We start from the raw sequence: 15,933 nt of genomic DNA on the forward strand, positions 1-15,933 counted from the left end.
GATGGGTGAGCACAAGATCAAGGCCGTCATTCCCGCAGCAGGATTGGGGACGCGATTCCTGCCTGCGACCAAGGCGATGCCGAAGGAGATGCTCCCCGTCGTCGACAAGCCGGCGATCCAGTACGTCGTCGAAGAGGCGGCGGATGCCGGCATCGACGACATCCTCGTCATCATCGGGCGCAACAAGAACGCGATCTCGAACCACTTCGACTCCGTGCCGGAGCTCGAGGTGAAGCTGATGGAGAAGGGCGACACCGGGCGCCTCGAGCGGGTGATGAAGTCGAGCGACCTCGCCGACATCCACTTCGTCCGCCAGGGAGAGCCGAAGGGACTCGGACACGCCGTGCTGCGGGCCAAGACCCACGTCGGCGACAGCTCCTTCGCCGTCCTCCTCGGCGACGATCTCATCGACGAGCGCGATCCGCTGCTCACCGAGATGATCGCCGAGCACGAGCGCTCCGGCGCCGCGGTCATCGCCCTCATGGAGGTCGACCCCGCCAGCATCCACATGTACGGCGCGGCAGCGGTGGAGGAGATCGAAGGGCAGGATGCCGTGCGCGTCACCGGCCTCGTCGAGAAGCCGGCGCAGGTGGACGCTCCGTCCAACCTCGCCGTGATCGGCCGCTACGTGCTGCCCGCGTCGATCTTCGAGATCCTCGAGCACACCGAGCCGGGCAAGGGCGGCGAGATCCAGCTCACCGATGCGTTGCAGGTGCTCGCGACCGACCCGAGCGGCCCCGGGGTCGTCGGAGTGATCTTCCGTGGTCGCCGCTACGACACGGGCGACCGCGTCGACTACATCAAGGCGATCGTGCAGCTGGCATCCGACCGTGATGACCTCGGGCCCGAGCTGCGACCGTGGCTGAAGGAGTTCGCGGAGCGCCTGTAGGCGACGCGGACGTCGGGAGTGCGCGGATGGATCTGTCGACGGGGATGCGGCACGGGCCGATCGAGCTGAGGCTGGTCCGCACGCGCGACGCGCGCGCCCTGCAGCATGAGCTGCTGGCCAACCGCTCCTGGCTCCAGCCGTGGGAGGCCACCGTCCCGTACGGATCCGTCTCTTTCGACATGCGGCTGAGCATCCGGCGTCTTCTCCAGCAGTATCGGGACGGGGCGGGATATCCCTTCGTCATGGAGTACGACGGCGAGATCGCCGGACAGCTCAACGTATGGGGCGTCGCGCGCGGCTCGCTGTGCTCGGCGACCATCGGGTACTGGGTGAGCGAGAGGTTCGCGGGCAGGAACATCACGCCGACGGCCGTTGCGCTCGTGACCGACGCGTGCTTCGTCGAGTACGGCCTGCACCGCATGGAGATCTGCATCCGTCCCGAGAACGCGGCGAGCCTGAGGGTCGTGCAGAAGCTCGGGTTCCGATACGAGGGGCTGCGGCGGCGCTTCATCCACATCGACGGGGACTGGCGCGACCACTATGCGTTCGCGCTGACCAAGGAGGACGTGCCCCAGGGGGTACTGGCTCGGTGGATCAACGGCCAGGTGCCGCCGGATGCTGCCACCATCCCTCCCGCCGACCGCTTCGCCATCTGAATAGGCGATCCGATCGCGACACGCGCCCGCGCGGTGCGAGGCGCGCCGCCCTGTTCCCCGTACCGTTGTGGCTATGGATGGGCCGGTGCTGAGCGGGGGAGTGATCGTCCTCGTCGCTGTGCTCCTGTGGATGCTCTATCTGCTGCCTTCGTGGCGCGGTCGCTTCCAGTACAACGCGGCTGAGCGCAACGCCGTCCGCCTCAATCAGGCCCTGCGCGTCCTCGCCGAGACGAGTGAGACCCCGGGTGAGGTGCATCTCGAGCTGACGGCTCGGACCGCGCTCGCCCAGCAGAAGCTCGCCAAGAGGGTGCAGTCGGAGAAGGAGTCCGCCGAACTCGTGCTCTTGCGCGAGCAGCTCGCGGCGACGAAGGCCGACCCGGTGGTCCGGCAAGCGCGCGCCCGCCGCAGGCTGCGCCTCATCGCGACCTCGGCTCTGCTCATCGGTCTCACCGCAGCGGCGTTCGGCGTGTGGCAGCTCATCGCCGTGCAGGCGTCGGGGCTGTTGTGGGGCGGCGGCGCTCTCGTCGTTGTCGCGAGCGTGATGCTCCAGCGCATGTCTTCCGTGGCCGCTCGTGCGTCGCGACGGTCGGCGGCGCCGATCGCTGAGCCGGCAGCACCGCGCACGGCACCTCCGATTCACGATCAGGGTCCGGCCACGTGGACTCCGCGTCCGCTTCCCGAGCCTCTCGTCTCGAGGGCGGGCTCGCGCGCACAGGTCGCTCTGGCGCAGATCGATGCGCAGGAGGAACTGCGCAAGGCCGCGCGCATGGCCGAGCTCCGTGATCGCGCAGAGCAGATGGCTGCGTCCACGGCGCCGGTGCAGATGCCGGCGGCCTCCTCGCCGTACACGAGGATGGGCTTCGTGGATGATGCGGAGATCGAAGCGCACGTTCGTGACCTGCTCGCCCGCCGTGCGGCAGGGTGACCCGGTCGGCGCAGACGTCTCCTTCAGCGTGATAACGTAGATGACGTCAAGGGCCTATGGCGCAGTTGGTAGCGCGCCTCGTTCGCATCGAGGAGGTCAGGGGTTCGAATCCCCTTAGGTCCACAGATGAAGGAAGCCCCCTCCGAGCGCAGCCCGGAGGGGGCTTCCTTCGTCTGTACGGCTGAGTGATTCGGGGAGGAGCCGGAGCGCAGCACCGGCGGCGGAACCTCCGAGGTCCACCGAGGCGGAATCTTTGAGCTCGACCGACGACGGAGTGCGAAGGTCCCTCCGCCTGACGGCGATAAGGTGAATCGTGTCGTCGAGACGGACCGAGCGACGGCAGGGCGCCGCCCTGACCTCGCGATGAGCACTGTGCTTCTGCGCCTGCGTGAGCGGATACTCACGGGCGAGTATCCTGTCGGCGGCGTGCTGCCGAGCGAGATGGAGCTGGCATCCGCTCACGGCGTCTCCCGTCGCACCGTGCGCACGGCTCTCGCGACGCTGGCGCGACAGGGACTCGTCGAGTCGAGGCGGGGTGCGGGCTGGTACGTGCAGCCCGGTCAGACGCAGGGATTCGACAGGATGCGGTCGTTCACACAGTGGGCGTACAGCCGTGGACGCGTCCCCGGCGGAAGGATCGTCGAGAGGACGCTCCGGCATCCGACACCGCGGGAGGCGAGGCTGCTCTCCATCGGCACGGAGGCGCAGGTGCTGTGCTTCGTCCGCGTGCGCACGCTCGACGGGCGCGCGGTGATGGTCGAACGGTCGACCTGGGCGCCGTGGGTGGTCGCAGCGATGGCCGAGGTCGAGGACGACGTCGTCTCCACGACCGCCGTGCTCGCCGACGCGGGAATCGTGGTCTCGTCCGGGAACCACCGCATCGAGGCGGTTCCTGCCGCGACGATGGATGCCTCTCTCCTCGGCGTGCGGAGATCGAGTCCCGTGCTTCAGGTGCGCCGCGAGACCTTCGCTGCCAACGGCAGGCCCGTGGAGTGCGCCGAAGACCGATACGCGCCCTACACGATCTCGTTCGAGGCGCAGGCGTTCGGCTCTGCCGCCCTGCCCGGCGGAGACTGACGGTCGGCGCCCGCTGTGCGCACCGGGCCGCTGGATTCCCCTCCGACGGGGACGTCGACATCGTCGCTTCGCGCCCCGTTCACCGGGATGTCACCTTCAGAGAGTCGATTGGGCGCTGTCCGATTCGCTTCTCGTCTCTGTGAGGATCCCCGTGTCTCGCTACAGGCCCCCCGTTCCCGACCTTCCCCGCCGCCGTGCACGTGCTGTCGTGCCCGTGACCGCCATCGCGCTCGCGGCGTGCGTGGCGGCGACCACCTTCCCCCTCGCCGCGAGTGCCTCGCCCGTGGCGGCCGTGTCGTCCCGCGTCGCATCGACGATCGACGGGCAGGAGACTCCGCGCCCCGCGGATGACGTGTCCGCGATCATCCGACTCGACGGCGAGGCTCCGACGTCCGGCCGCGTGGGTGCGGCCGTGACGCTCCCGACCGCCGCGGCCGTCGACGCGGACGGATCGGCTCTGGAGGTCGTGGTGAGCGTCGTCGATCCCACCGGCGTGGTGACGATGCTCATGGCACAGCAGACCGGCGGCTATCGGTTCGAGCCGTCGACGCCGGGGGACTACGACGTGTCCTACACCGTGACCGATGCGTCGGGAGGCGTCAGCTCCGAGACCCGGACGGTGTCGGTGGCGGGAGATCCCGAGACAGCGGCGTCGGCTGCGCCCGATGCGGAATCCGCCCGCGCATCTGCCGCAGGAGAGCCCGACGTGCGCTTCGCGGCGATCGGCGACATCCACGACAACTGGGGTGAGCTGTCCGAGGCCTACGACTTCTGGGGGCAGGAGGGGGTCGACTCGGCCCTGTTCGTGGGAGACCTCACCAACAGCGCCACCCCGGCGGAGTTCGACGGGCTCAAGCAGACCATCGACTCCAAGGCATCCCTCGGCATCCCCGCCATCGCCTCTCTCGGAAACCATGACGTCTCGGGCATCGCCTCGTACGACCTGTTCTCCCAGGCGACCGGCGGACAGAAGCCCAACGCCGACTACACCGTCAACGGCTACCACGTCATCACCGTCTCGCCCGGCAGCGGGACGCTCGATCCCGTCACGGGCAAGCCCTCCGCCGCAAACAGCGGCAACTACGCCTACGCCCAGTCATGGCTCCGCCAGCGGCTCGCCGCAGACACCGCGGAGGACCCCTCGAAGCCTGTGATGGTCCTGGTGCACCACCCGCTGCAGTGCACGCACTACGTGTCCAACGAGTGGTACGGCACGGGGCTGTCGAGCGGATGCGGCGACAGCCTCCAGTCGGTCTTCGACGACTTCCCGCAGGCCGTCGTGTGGGGCGGCCACATCCACACTCCGCAGAACATCCCCACGTCGATCTGGCAGGGCCAGGAGAATCGCGCCGGCGCCAAGTCCGACAAGGGATTCACGACCGTGAACGCGCCGCCGCTCGCCTACTACGAGTTCGAGTCCGGCGTCATCAACTCGAGCCCGACCAGCCGAGGAAACGACAGCACGCCCGATGACGCCGGAGACAATCGTCAGACTGCGATCGTGGAGATCACCGGAACGGTGGTGACGATCAAGAACTACGACCTGCTGTCCGACCAGTGGATCGATCAGACGTGGACCTGGGACGTGGCCGACTCCGTGGATACGGCGAAGAGCTACGACGAACGCTTCCCGTTCAACAACACCCGCCGCGCGAGCGAGTCCAGCGGACCTGTCTGGCCCGCCGGCGCAGCGTTGAACGTCGCAGACATCGCCGCGACGAAGGCGATGGTCTCGTTCCCGCAGGCGGTTCCGGCACCGAATACGGTCGGCGACATCGTCCACAAGTACCGCTACGCGACGGTGGACGTGCTGACGGGCGAGGAGGTGAACTCGTTCCTCCAGTGGTCGGGCTTCTACAACCTGCCCATGCCGGCCGATCGTCGTCACGAGGTGTGGAACCTCGACCCCCAGCGCGAGTACGAGGTGCGTGTGACCCCGATCAACGCGTGGGGCAAGCAGGGTGCCGCGCTCACCGCTCGGTTCACCACTCCGGCAGGATCAGGTGGGGACGTGCCCTTCGATCCCAGCTCGCTGACCTATGACGATCTGAAGGCTCCCATCCCGTCGGCGGATCTGCTCGACGTCGGCTTCGCGGGTGGTGTCGCCACCGATTCCTCCCCGGCGGCCCGGCCGCTCAGCGTGGGCTCGGCGCTCACCATCGAGGCGGATGCGGAGTTCGGGTCGGAGGTCGCCATCGGCTCCGAGGGGGCGGAGTCCGCCGTGCGCACACCGCTCTGGTCGGATGCCGAATACGACCTGCTGCAGGACGGGTTCACCCTCGACGCGACCTTCCGCATCGACTCCATCGCCGGCGGGTATGTCGACGTCTTCGGCGGGATGCAGAGCGGAGGCATCGGCCTCGAGGCCGTCGGCACGGGTGAGAGCACATACCGTTTGGAGTTCTGGTACGCGACCCCTCGTCCGACGGTCGAACTGAAGTACGGTCAGTGGTATCACGTGACCGCCTGGTACGACGGCCACGATGCGCGTCTCTACGTGAACGGCGCGAAGAAGATCGAGACGCAGGATGTCTCCTTCGCCGTGAAGCCGTCGACTCCGTCCGCGCGTTACATGGTGATCGGCGGAGACGCGAACGGCTCGGGTTCCCTGAACGATGCGACGATGAACGGACGCGTCGCAGGCGTGGAGTTGTACAGCGCGCCGCTCGCCGACAAGGACGTGTACCGGATCGCCACGCGCGAGCTGACAGCGCTCGACACGATGCCGCCGCTGGTTCGCGTCGCTCCGGAGCCCGACCCGGACGCCGTGGTGGGACGCGTCTACGCAGCTCCTCCGGCGGTCGCGGTCGACAACTCGGGTCGCGTGAACTCGACACTCGAGGTCACCGGGCCCGATGGGTCGCCGGTCCAGGTCGAACGCGCGGCTCCGGCCGCAGGCATTCTCGCGGCGGCGGCGCTGCCGGGCGGCGGCTACGCCTTCACTCCGGCGCTCCCCGGCGCCTACACGCTGAAGTACGTCGCGACCGATGCCGCGGCGCGTCAGAACCAGCAGACCTTCACGGTCACGGCCGTCGCGGCTCCCGATGGCGGCACGGATCCCGAGCAGCCGGGCGGCGGCGTCGATCCGGGCACGGGGAGCCCGAACCCCGGCGGAGGCACGGGATCCGCGGGTGCGAACGGCGCATCGGGAGGAGACGGTGCGCTGGCCGCGACGGGCGAGGCGTTGCCGACGCTCGCCATCGGCATCGCGGGGCTGCTGCTCGCCGCGGGGGCGGTTCTGATCCGACGCCGCGCAGTCTCGAGGATCCACGGATGAGCGGGTTCCGCGGACATCGACGCGAACGGCCGCGTGTCCGCGGTCTCTTCGCGGGGATGATCGCGCTCGCCGGAGTCGCCGTCAGCGTCATGCTGGCGGCGGCTCCGGCCGCGGCGCACAGCTACTCCGCGACCGTCTACGCGTCCGTGACCGAGCCGGAGCGCGGCGTGGTGCGCACGGTACTGGACGTCGAGTACGTCCTCCTCGCCACCGACGGTGCGCGGGCTATGGATGATGCGGCGTTCGAAGAAGAGGCATTCGCCGACGTGCAGGAGTCGGGCCGCGACCCCGACAAGCTCACGACGGCGATTCTGGACCGGCACTCGGAGACAGTCGACGGTTACGTCCTCCCGCGCTTCTCGATCGCACCCGTCGGTGGATCGACGGCAGTGGCCTGTCCCAGTGCGGTGACGTCGCCGTACGAGATCGTGAGCCGTGACGGCGTGCCCCACGCGCGCATCGTCATCGAGGCCGACTGCTCGGATCGCGTGCCCGCGATGCCTGTCGCGTATGAGATCACGACGCGCCTGTTCCCCGGCACGGCGCCGGGCGGGATGACGACGACGATCGTCGACTACGACGTGCGCTCCGGGTCGGGAGTCGCCAACCTCGACACCGACACGCATCCGACCATGAGCACGACCACGGATTGGGGCTCCCGGATGGGGGAGTTCCTGGTGCTCGGTGCCGAACATCTGCTGCTGGGGCCCGATCACCTGCTTTTCCTCCTCGCCCTGATCGTCGGATCACGCCGCCTTCGTGACATCGTCCTCGCGGCGACCGCGTTCACGGTCGCGCACTCGGTGACATTCATCCTCGCCGCGCTGGGAGTGGTGAGTGTTCCGTCGTGGCTCGTCGAGCCGGCGATCGCTCTCTCGATCGCGGTCGTCGCGTTCTGGGAACTGCGTGGGGTGCGCTCAGCCAGGAAGACCGGACGGGAGAGAGGTGCGGGTGCCATGCACAGCATGCCTGCGACCGGATCCGTTGCCACGGAGCCCGCGCGCAGCGGGGGAGCGAGAACGGGTGTCGCGCTCAAGGAGAGGGCGACGGCCGAGGCGGTCGCGACGCAGGGTGTACCTGTCCAGCGCGCAAGCGGCATCGGCCGAGACGACCTCGTCAGACTCGCGATCGTGTTCTCGTTCGGCCTCATGCACGGCGTGGGCTTTGCCGGCGCCCTCGGCATCGACCAACCGTTCTCGTGGTCGCTGCTCGGAGCACTGCTGGTGTTCAACCTCGGCATCGAGATGGCCCAGCTCCTGGTGATCGCCGTGGTGTTCCCGGTCTTCGTGCTGCTGCGCAGACGCGTGCCGTCGGTGGGCCTGTGGGTGGCAGGAGTCGTCGGGGTGATGGGTCTCTTCTGGTTCGTGGAGCGCATCATCGGGGCGGGGTGAGCGCCGCGGTGCTCCTCGCGCCATCGGGGAGCACCGCGGCGTCAGCGCGCGACACGCCCGGCGGACCGCCCTGATTTGCCGGAGGCCCGGGATCCACGTAAGTTATTACTTGTTCGCCCCACAGGGAAGCGGAGAGGCCGAGAGCCTTACCCCCCTCAAGCGGAGAACCACCCCCACACGATCAGCTCCTCGGAGAAGATCGCAGACATACTTCTGTCTGATGTGGGGCTCCGGATTCCGGATCGCGTCGATTTGACAGCGAAACGGAATCGGGTAAGCTAGTCGAGTTGCCTCGGCGCGGTAAGCGCCTGGCAATAACATCAGCTCCCGAGCTTCCGGCGTGTCGATTTGACAGCCTGAATTGCTCCGGTAAGATTGAGAAGTTGCCCTTCGGGCCTGGTTGTGATGACTGGGTCGGGGGAGCGTCCGATCCTTGAGAACTCAACAGCGTGCACTTGTCAAATGCCAAATAACCTCGATCTAGCTTCGGCTAGGTGAGATTCCTTTGGATCAAAGACCAGCCCTTCTTTTGGGGGGTTGGCATTCGGATGAAGTCAGCAATGAATTTGTCTCTTTGGTCAGCATCAAACTCGCTGCGTCACCGTTTTCCCGGTGGGGTATGCATTTCTTTTTTACGGAGAGTTTGATCCTGGCTCAGGATGAACGCTGGCGGCGTGCTTAACACATGCAAGTCGAACGGTGAAGCAGAGCTTGCTCTGTGGATCAGTGGCGAACGGGTGAGTAACACGTGAGCAACCTGCCCCTGACTCTGGGATAAGCGCTGGAAACGGCGTCTAATACTGGATACGAACAAGAATCGCATGGTTACTTGTTGGAAAGATTTTTTGGTTGGGGATGGGCTCGCGGCCTATCAGCTTGTTGGTGAGGTAATGGCTCACCAAGGCGTCGACGGGTAGCCGGCCTGAGAGGGTGACCGGCCACACTGGGACTGAGACACGGCCCAGACTCCTACGGGAGGCAGCAGTGGGGAATATTGCACAATGGGCGGAAGCCTGATGCAGCAACGCCGCGTGAGGGATGACGGCCTTCGGGTTGTAAACCTCTTTTAGCAGGGAAGAAGCGAAAGTGACGGTACCTGCAGAAAAAGCGCCGGCTAACTACGTGCCAGCAGCCGCGGTAATACGTAGGGCGCAAGCGTTATCCGGAATTATTGGGCGTAAAGAGCTCGTAGGCGGTTTGTCGCGTCTGCTGTGAAATCCCGAGGCTCAACCTCGGGCCTGCAGTGGGTACGGGCAGACTAGAGTGCGGTAGGGGAGATTGGAATTCCTGGTGTAGCGGTGGAATGCGCAGATATCAGGAGGAACACCGATGGCGAAGGCAGATCTCTGGGCCGTAACTGACGCTGAGGAGCGAAAGGGTGGGGAGCAAACAGGCTTAGATACCCTGGTAGTCCACCCCGTAAACGTTGGGAACTAGTTGTGGGGTCCATTCCACGGATTCCGTGACGCAGCTAACGCATTAAGTTCCCCGCCTGGGGAGTACGGCCGCAAGGCTAAAACTCAAAGGAATTGACGGGGACCCGCACAAGCGGCGGAGCATGCGGATTAATTCGATGCAACGCGAAGAACCTTACCAAGGCTTGACATATACGAGAACGGGCCAGAAATGGTCAACTCTTTGGACACTCGTAAACAGGTGGTGCATGGTTGTCGTCAGCTCGTGTCGTGAGATGTTGGGTTAAGTCCCGCAACGAGCGCAACCCTCGTTCTATGTTGCCAGCACGTAATGGTGGGAACTCATGGGATACTGCCGGGGTCAACTCGGAGGAAGGTGGGGATGACGTCAAATCATCATGCCCCTTATGTCTTGGGCTTCACGCATGCTACAATGGCCGGTACAAAGGGCTGCAATACCGCGAGGTGGAGCGAATCCCAAAAAGCCGGTCCCAGTTCGGATTGAGGTCTGCAACTCGACCTCATGAAGTCGGAGTCGCTAGTAATCGCAGATCAGCAACGCTGCGGTGAATACGTTCCCGGGTCTTGTACACACCGCCCGTCAAGTCATGAAAGTCGGTAACACCTGAAGCCGGTGGCCTAACCCTTGTGGAGGGAGCCGTCGAAGGTGGGATCGGTAATTAGGACTAAGTCGTAACAAGGTAGCCGTACCGGAAGGTGCGGCTGGATCACCTCCTTTCTAAGGAGCATCTGACACCTCTTGTAGGTGTCCAGAACCCAGATCGAAGGCATACGTTCTTCGCTGGGAGCTCATGGGTGGAACATTTGACATGGCATCGAGATCTTTTCTCGGAATGAGTACGCCGCTTGCGGTGGGAAAGTTCTGGGGGGAGGGGTCGGTGTCTGCACGCTGTTGGGTCCTGAGGGACCGGACGTCGTGGCCTTTCGGGGTTGCGTGTCTGTACCTCTGGGCCTCTTGTTGTTTCCCCTGGTGGGAAGTGGTGAGGGGTACCGCCCGTACTTTGAGAACTACACAGTGGACGCGAGCATCTTGCAACAGCCTTCGGGTTGTTGCGATAGATGATCTTAAAGATCATTAGTCAATTTCTGATCCCGCCTTCGGGTGGGGTCGAGTTTTGATTCAAACTCATGTGATTTCAAGTCTTTAAGAGCAAACGGTGGATGCCTTGGCATCTGGAGCCGAAGAAGGACGTAGCAATCTGCGATAAGCCTCGGGGAACTGATAAGCAAGTTTTGATCCGAGGGTGTCCGAATGGGGAAACCCCGCTGGGCGGCGTGCCGACCTAGTGACTCCCGCCTGAATATATAGGGCGGGTAGAGGGAACGTGGGGAAGTGAAACATCTCAGTACCCACAGGAAGAGAAAGCAACCGCGATTCCGTTAGTAGTGGCGAGCGAAACCGGAACAGGCTAAACCTAGCGTGTGTGATAGCCGGCAGGCGTTGCACGTTGGGGGTTGTGGGACTTTTCAGTCATCTCTGCCGAGGTGGCGGCGTTACACGATGGTATAGACGAACGGTCTTGAAAGGCCGGTCATAGAGGGTGCCAACCCCGTAGTCGAAATGCCAACCGTGGCGCGAAGAGTATCCCAAGTAGCACGGGGCCCGTGAAATCCCGTGTGAATCTGTCAGGACCACCTGATAAGCCTAAATACTCCCAGATGACCGATAGCGGACAAGTACCGTGAGGGAAAGGTGAAAAGTACCCCGGGAGGGGAGTGAAATAGTACCTGAAACCGTTTGCTTACAAACCGTTGGAGCACCCCTGGTAGGTGTGACAGCGTGCCTTTTGAAGAATGAGCCTGCGAGTTAGCGATATGTGGCGAGGTTAACCCGTGTGGGGTAGCCGTAGCGAAAGCGAGTCTGAATAGGGCGATTCAGTCGCATGTCCTAGACCCGAAGCGAAGTGATCTATCCATGGCCAGGTTGAAGCGACGGTAAGACGTCGTGGAGGACCGAACCCACTTAGGTTGAAAACTGAGGGGATGAGCTGTGGATAGGGGTGAAAGGCCAATCAAACTTCGTGATAGCTGGTTCTCTCCGAAATGCATTTAGGTGCAGCGTTGCGTGTTTCTTGCCGGAGGTAGAGCTACTGGATGGCCGATGGGCCCTACAAGGTTACTGACGTCAGCCAAACTCCGAATGCCGGTAAGTGAGAGCGCAGCAGTGAGACTGTGGGGGATAAGCTTCATAGTCGAGAGGGAAACAACCCAGACCACCAACTAAGGTCCCAAAGCGCGTGCTAAGTGGGAAAGGATGTGGAGTTGCTGTGACAACCAGGAGGTTGGCTTAGAAGCAGCCACCCTTGAAAGAGTGCGTAATAGCTCACTGGTCAAGTGATTCCGCGCCGACAATGTAACGGGGCTCAAGCACGCCACCGAAGTTGTGGCATTGACATTATTGGTAGGCCTTCGTGGTCCAGCCGTGTTGATGGGTAGGAGAGCGTCGTGTGGCCAGCGAAGCGGCGGTGTAAACCAGCCGTGGAGGCTACACGAGTGAGAATGCAGGCATGAGTAGCGAAAGACGTGTGAGAAACACGTCCTCCGAAAGACCAAGGGTTCCAGGGTCAAGCTAATCTTCCCTGGGTAAGTCGGGACCTAAGGCGAGGCCGACAGGCGTAGTCGATGGACAACGGGTTGATATTCCCGTACCGGCGAAGAACCGCCCAAACTAATCCAGTAGTGCTAAGTATCTGAATCCTCACATTGGATCCTTCGGGATCCGCCGTGGGGCCTAGCGTACGACCCCATGCTGGTGCGGTTAGCGTATTAACAGGTGTGACGCAGGAAGGTAGTCCAAGCCAGGCGATGGTTGTCCTGGTGCAAGTGCGTAGGCCGAGAGATAGGCAAATCCGTCTCTCACATAGGCTGAGACACGATGCGGATAAAAAGTGGATGATCCTATGCTGCCAAGAAAAGCATCGACGCGAGGTTCTAGCTGCCCGTACCCCAAACCGACTCAGGTGGTCAGGTAGAGAATACCAAGGAGATCGAGAGAATCGTGGTTAAGGAACTCGGCAAAATGCCCCCGTAACTTCGGGAGAAGGGGGGCCATCCACTTATACGGATTTACTCCGAAAAGGGTGTGGTGGCCGCAGAGACTAGTGGGTAGCGACTGTTTACTAAAAACACAGGTCCGTGCCAAGTCGCAAGACGATGTATACGGACTGACGCCTGCCCGGTGCTGGAAGGTTAAGAGGACCGGTTAGCCGCAAGGCGAAGCTGAGAATTTAAGCCCCAGTAAACGGCGGTGGTAACTATAACCATCCTAAGGTAGCGAAATTCCTTGTCGGGTAAGTTCCGACCTGCACGAATGGCGTAACGACTTCCCAACTGTCTCAACCGCGAACTCGGCGAAATTGCATTACGAGTAAAGATGCTCGTTACGCGCAGCAGGACGGAAAGACCCCGTGACCTTTACTACAGCTTGGTATTGGTGTTCGGTGTGGCTTGTGTAGGATAGGTGGGAGACTGTGAAGCAGGGACGCTAGTTCTTGTGGAGTCATTGTTGAAATACCACTCTGGTCACTCTGGATATCTAACTTCGAACCGTAATCCGGTTCAGGGACAGTGCCTGGTGGGTAGTTTAACTGGGGCGGTTGCCTCCCAAAAAGTAACGGAGGCGCCCAAAGGTTCCCTCAACCTGGTTGGCAATCAGGTGTCGAGTGTAAGTGCACAAGGGAGCTTGACTGTGAGACTGACAGGTCGAGCAGGGACGAAAGTCGGGACTAGTGATCCGGCAGTGGCTTGTGGAAGCGCTGTCGCTCAACGGATAAAAGGTACCTCGGGGATAACAGGCTGATCTTGCCCAAGAGTCCATATCGACGGCATGGTTTGGCACCTCGATGTCGGCTCGTCGCATCCTGGGGCTGGAGTAGGTCCCAAGGGTTGGGCTGTTCGCCCATTAAAGCGGTACGCGAGCTGGGTTTAGAACGTCGTGAGACAGTTCGGTCCCTATCCGCTGCGCGCGTAGGAAGTTTGAGAGGATCTGACCCTAGTACGAGAGGACCGGGTTGGACGAACCTCTGGTGTGTCAGTTGTTCCGCCAGGAGCACCGCTGATTAGCTACGTTCGGGATGGATAACCGCTGAAAGCATCTAAGCGGGAAGCCGGCCTCAAGATGAGACTTCCATACCTTCGGGTGAGAGGCTCCCAGCCAGACTACTGGGTTGATAGGCCAGATGTGGAAGTGCAGTAATGCATGCAGCTGACTGGTACTAATAAGCCGATGACTTGATAACACACCGTTTGTAGGTGCTACGCGTCCACTGAGTGGTTCTCGATGTACGGTCGAGAACCACACAACACACACGAACTTTTTCGTGCACATGTTGTGTACTGATTGAAACATCAATAGTGTTTCGGCGGCCATAGCGTGAGGGAAACGCCCGGTTACATTCCGAACCCGGAAGCTAAGCCTCACAGCGCCGATGGTACTGCAGGGGGGACCCTGTGGGAGAGTAGGACACCGCCGGACTCCTTTTAGTCAAAATGGCCACCCATCGCTGGGTGGCCATTTTGCATATACACGAACAAAACAGATCGTGTGCGCAGTACGTCGCACGCTCAGTGAGAAGAGCCACCCGTCACCGGGTGGCTCTTCTGCGTTAACGGATCTTCAGTGTCGACGCAGTGTGTGCGGCTCGAGCTGTCAGCGGGCGATCGGCAGGCGAAGCGTCAGCACGCTGCCGGCGCCTTCTGCCGAACGGATCGACACGTCGCCGCCGTGACGACGCATCACCGTCGCCACGAGCGTGAGACCGATGCCTGAGCCGCTCACATCGCGTGCGTTCTGGGCACGTGCCAGTTCGTCGAACACCGTGGACAGATCGGCGGAGGGGATGCCGCGACCGGCATCCGCCACCTCGATGACCGCCCAGCCGTCCTGTTCACGCAGACGCACCTCGATGGGGCCGGACTCGGAGTACTTCGCGGCGTTGCCCAGCACGTTGTCCAGCGCGACGGAGAGGAGATCGACGTCGACGGAGAGCGGCGGGACCGCCCACGGGACCCTGGTGACGGCGAGGACGACCCTGGCGCCGGCCGTCGGGTTCTGCTGCGCGAGCGCGGTGACGGATTCGTTCAGCAGCTGCTCAAGGTCGACCCGCTCCCTGTCGAGCGGCCGCGTCTCCAGTTCGGCGAGCTTCCGCAGATCGCGGACGAGAGTGCTGAGCTTCGCGGCCTGGGCGTCGATCGTGCGCCACGCGTCGGTCTGCGAGCCGTCCTGAGCCGCGACGGCGGTCGCACGGATCGCAGTGATCGGATTCTTCAGCTCATGATCGAGCCGGGCGAGGAAGCGCTGGTGGGTCGCGCGCTCGTGGAGGGCTGCCGCATCCGCCGCATCCCTCGCGCGCGCGTCGTTTCGGACGTCGCGGCGCCGGGCGCGGTTGCGCGCCACCAGCACGGTGAGCGGGACCGCGGACAGGACGAGCCCCGCTGCAAAGGTCGCGGCAGGAAGGGTCGTGCTCATCGTCAGGAGTCGCTCGTCTCCGGCCACCAGCATCCCGCCGGCCGCGAGCGTGCACAGCGTCACCGGCACGGCGGTCGCGATGCCCAGGGCGACGTCGCCGCGGCGGTTCATCCGGCCACGACCTTCGGGACGAACTGATAGCCCATGCTCTGCGCGGTCTCGATGAAGCGCCCGTCTCCCAGAACCCGTCGGAGCTCGGCGATCCGGTGATCGACGGCTCTGCTCGACGTGGCGAAGTCGAAGCCCCAGAGGGTGGAGAGGAGGCGCTCGCGCGTGTGGACCTCCTGCGGGTGGAGCATGAGGTACTCGAGCAGCGTCAGCGCCTTGGGCGTGAGCGTCAGCTCTGCATCACCGCGCCATACCCTGCGCGCCGTACGGTCGAGCGTCAGGTCGAGGGCGCGCAGTCGCGGCGCGGAACGGAGCGAGCCGGCGCCCTGCTCGGTACGGCGCAGCACGGCGCGGATCCTGGAGATCAGCTCGTGAGGATCGAAGGGCTTGTTCAGATAGTCGTCGGCGCCTTCGTCGAGCGCGGCACTGCGCTCCCACGATTCGCCCACCTGGGTGAGCAGGATGATCGGCAGCCAGAGCTGGCGCGCACGTACGCGGCGCACGAACTCGCGCCCGTCGACATGGGGCATGAGCACATCGCACACGACGAGGTCAGGGGCGTCGCGCTCGACCTCGAGGAGGCCTGCGCGTCCGTCCTCCGCGATGCGCACGTCGAATCCGCTGCGCCCGAGGAACGCACCGAGCGCCCCCGTGATCGCCTCGTCGTCGTCAACGATGAGGATCCGCGGGCGGTCCGGCGCGTCCAT

General features: G+C 63.6%; 8 protein-coding genes, 1 tRNA gene and 3 rRNA genes. 10 read left to right on the top strand and 2 right to left on the bottom strand.

All coding sequences use genetic code 11. The annotated features are described in order from the left end of the window. Position 1: 1 nt before the first annotated feature. The 10 genes from galU (at position 2) to rrf (ending at position 14,125) form a co-directional block, all read left to right on the top strand. Complete coding sequence (gene galU, locus MRBLWH10_RS02970; RefSeq protein WP_341941573.1) at positions 2-889, top strand: UTP--glucose-1-phosphate uridylyltransferase GalU; 888 nt, start codon at positions 2-4, stop codon at positions 887-889. A gap of 26 nt (positions 890-915) precedes the next feature. Continuing rightward, entirely contained in the window at positions 916-1,545 is a 630-nt protein-coding gene (locus MRBLWH10_RS02975; RefSeq protein WP_341941574.1) for a GNAT family protein, read from the top strand. Between the two features lie 73 nt (positions 1,546-1,618). After that, positions 1,619-2,470, top strand: coding sequence for a hypothetical protein (locus MRBLWH10_RS02980; RefSeq protein WP_341941575.1), 852 nt, complete (start codon positions 1,619-1,621; stop codon positions 2,468-2,470). A 50-nt stretch (positions 2,471-2,520) separates the two neighbouring features. After that, positions 2,521-2,593, top strand: a tRNA-Ala gene (locus MRBLWH10_RS02985). Between the two features lie 240 nt (positions 2,594-2,833). Next, on the top strand, positions 2,834-3,547 hold the full coding sequence (locus tag MRBLWH10_RS02990) for a GntR family transcriptional regulator (protein WP_341941576.1): 714 nt from the start codon (positions 2,834-2,836) through the stop codon (positions 3,545-3,547). Between the two features lie 151 nt (positions 3,548-3,698). After that, on the top strand, positions 3,699-6,824 hold the full coding sequence (locus tag MRBLWH10_RS02995) for a LamG-like jellyroll fold domain-containing protein (RefSeq protein ID WP_341941577.1): 3,126 nt from the start codon (positions 3,699-3,701) through the stop codon (positions 6,822-6,824). Further along, positions 6,821-8,215, top strand: coding sequence for a HupE/UreJ family protein (locus MRBLWH10_RS03000; RefSeq protein ID WP_341941578.1), 1,395 nt, complete (start codon positions 6,821-6,823; stop codon positions 8,213-8,215). Before MRBLWH10_RS02995 ends, MRBLWH10_RS03000 begins: the two co-directional genes overlap by 4 nt. Before the next feature lie 631 nt (positions 8,216-8,846). Further along, a 16S ribosomal RNA gene (locus tag MRBLWH10_RS03005) occupies positions 8,847-10,369 on the top strand. A 416-nt stretch (positions 10,370-10,785) separates the two neighbouring features. Beyond that, positions 10,786-13,889: ribosomal RNA gene (locus MRBLWH10_RS03010) — 23S ribosomal RNA — on the top strand. Between the two features lie 119 nt (positions 13,890-14,008). Then, positions 14,009-14,125: ribosomal RNA gene (gene rrf / locus MRBLWH10_RS03015) — 5S ribosomal RNA — on the top strand. The 16S, 23S and 5S rRNA genes sit together here, the layout of an rRNA operon. A gap of 174 nt (positions 14,126-14,299) precedes the next feature. On the opposite strand, the gene MRBLWH10_RS03020 is transcribed toward rrf, so the two are convergent. Next, positions 14,300-15,229, bottom strand: a complete 930-nt coding sequence (locus tag MRBLWH10_RS03020; RefSeq protein ID WP_341941579.1) for a HAMP domain-containing sensor histidine kinase — start codon at positions 15,227-15,229, stop codon at positions 14,300-14,302. Continuing rightward, a complete protein-coding gene (locus MRBLWH10_RS03025) occupies positions 15,226-15,933 on the bottom strand; it encodes a response regulator transcription factor (protein WP_105672369.1) in 708 nt (235 codons plus the stop codon). The genes MRBLWH10_RS03020 and MRBLWH10_RS03025 overlap by 4 nt, the downstream gene beginning before the upstream one ends.

Source organism: Microbacterium sp. LWH10-1.2, assembly GCF_038397765.1.
In the GTDB taxonomy this organism is placed as follows: Bacteria; Actinomycetota; Actinomycetes; order Actinomycetales; family Microbacteriaceae; genus Microbacterium; species Microbacterium natoriense.

Coding starts and splice junctions, on each gene's coding strand:
- MRBLWH10_RS02980 (WP_341941575.1), top strand. CDS start 1,619: ATGGATGGGCCGGTGCTGAGCGGGGGAGTGATCGTCCTCGTCGCTGTG.
- MRBLWH10_RS03025 (WP_105672369.1), bottom strand. CDS start 15,933: ATGGACGCGCCGGACCGCCCGCGGATCCTCATCGTTGACGACGACGAG.
- MRBLWH10_RS02975 (WP_341941574.1), top strand. CDS start 916: ATGGATCTGTCGACGGGGATGCGGCACGGGCCGATCGAGCTGAGGCTG.
- MRBLWH10_RS03020 (WP_341941579.1), bottom strand. CDS start 15,229: ATGAACCGCCGCGGCGACGTCGCCCTGGGCATCGCGACCGCCGTGCCG.
- galU (WP_341941573.1), top strand. CDS start 2: ATGGGTGAGCACAAGATCAAGGCCGTCATTCCCGCAGCAGGATTGGGG.
- MRBLWH10_RS02990 (WP_341941576.1), top strand. CDS start 2,834: ATGAGCACTGTGCTTCTGCGCCTGCGTGAGCGGATACTCACGGGCGAG.
- MRBLWH10_RS03000 (WP_341941578.1), top strand. CDS start 6,821: ATGAGCGGGTTCCGCGGACATCGACGCGAACGGCCGCGTGTCCGCGGT.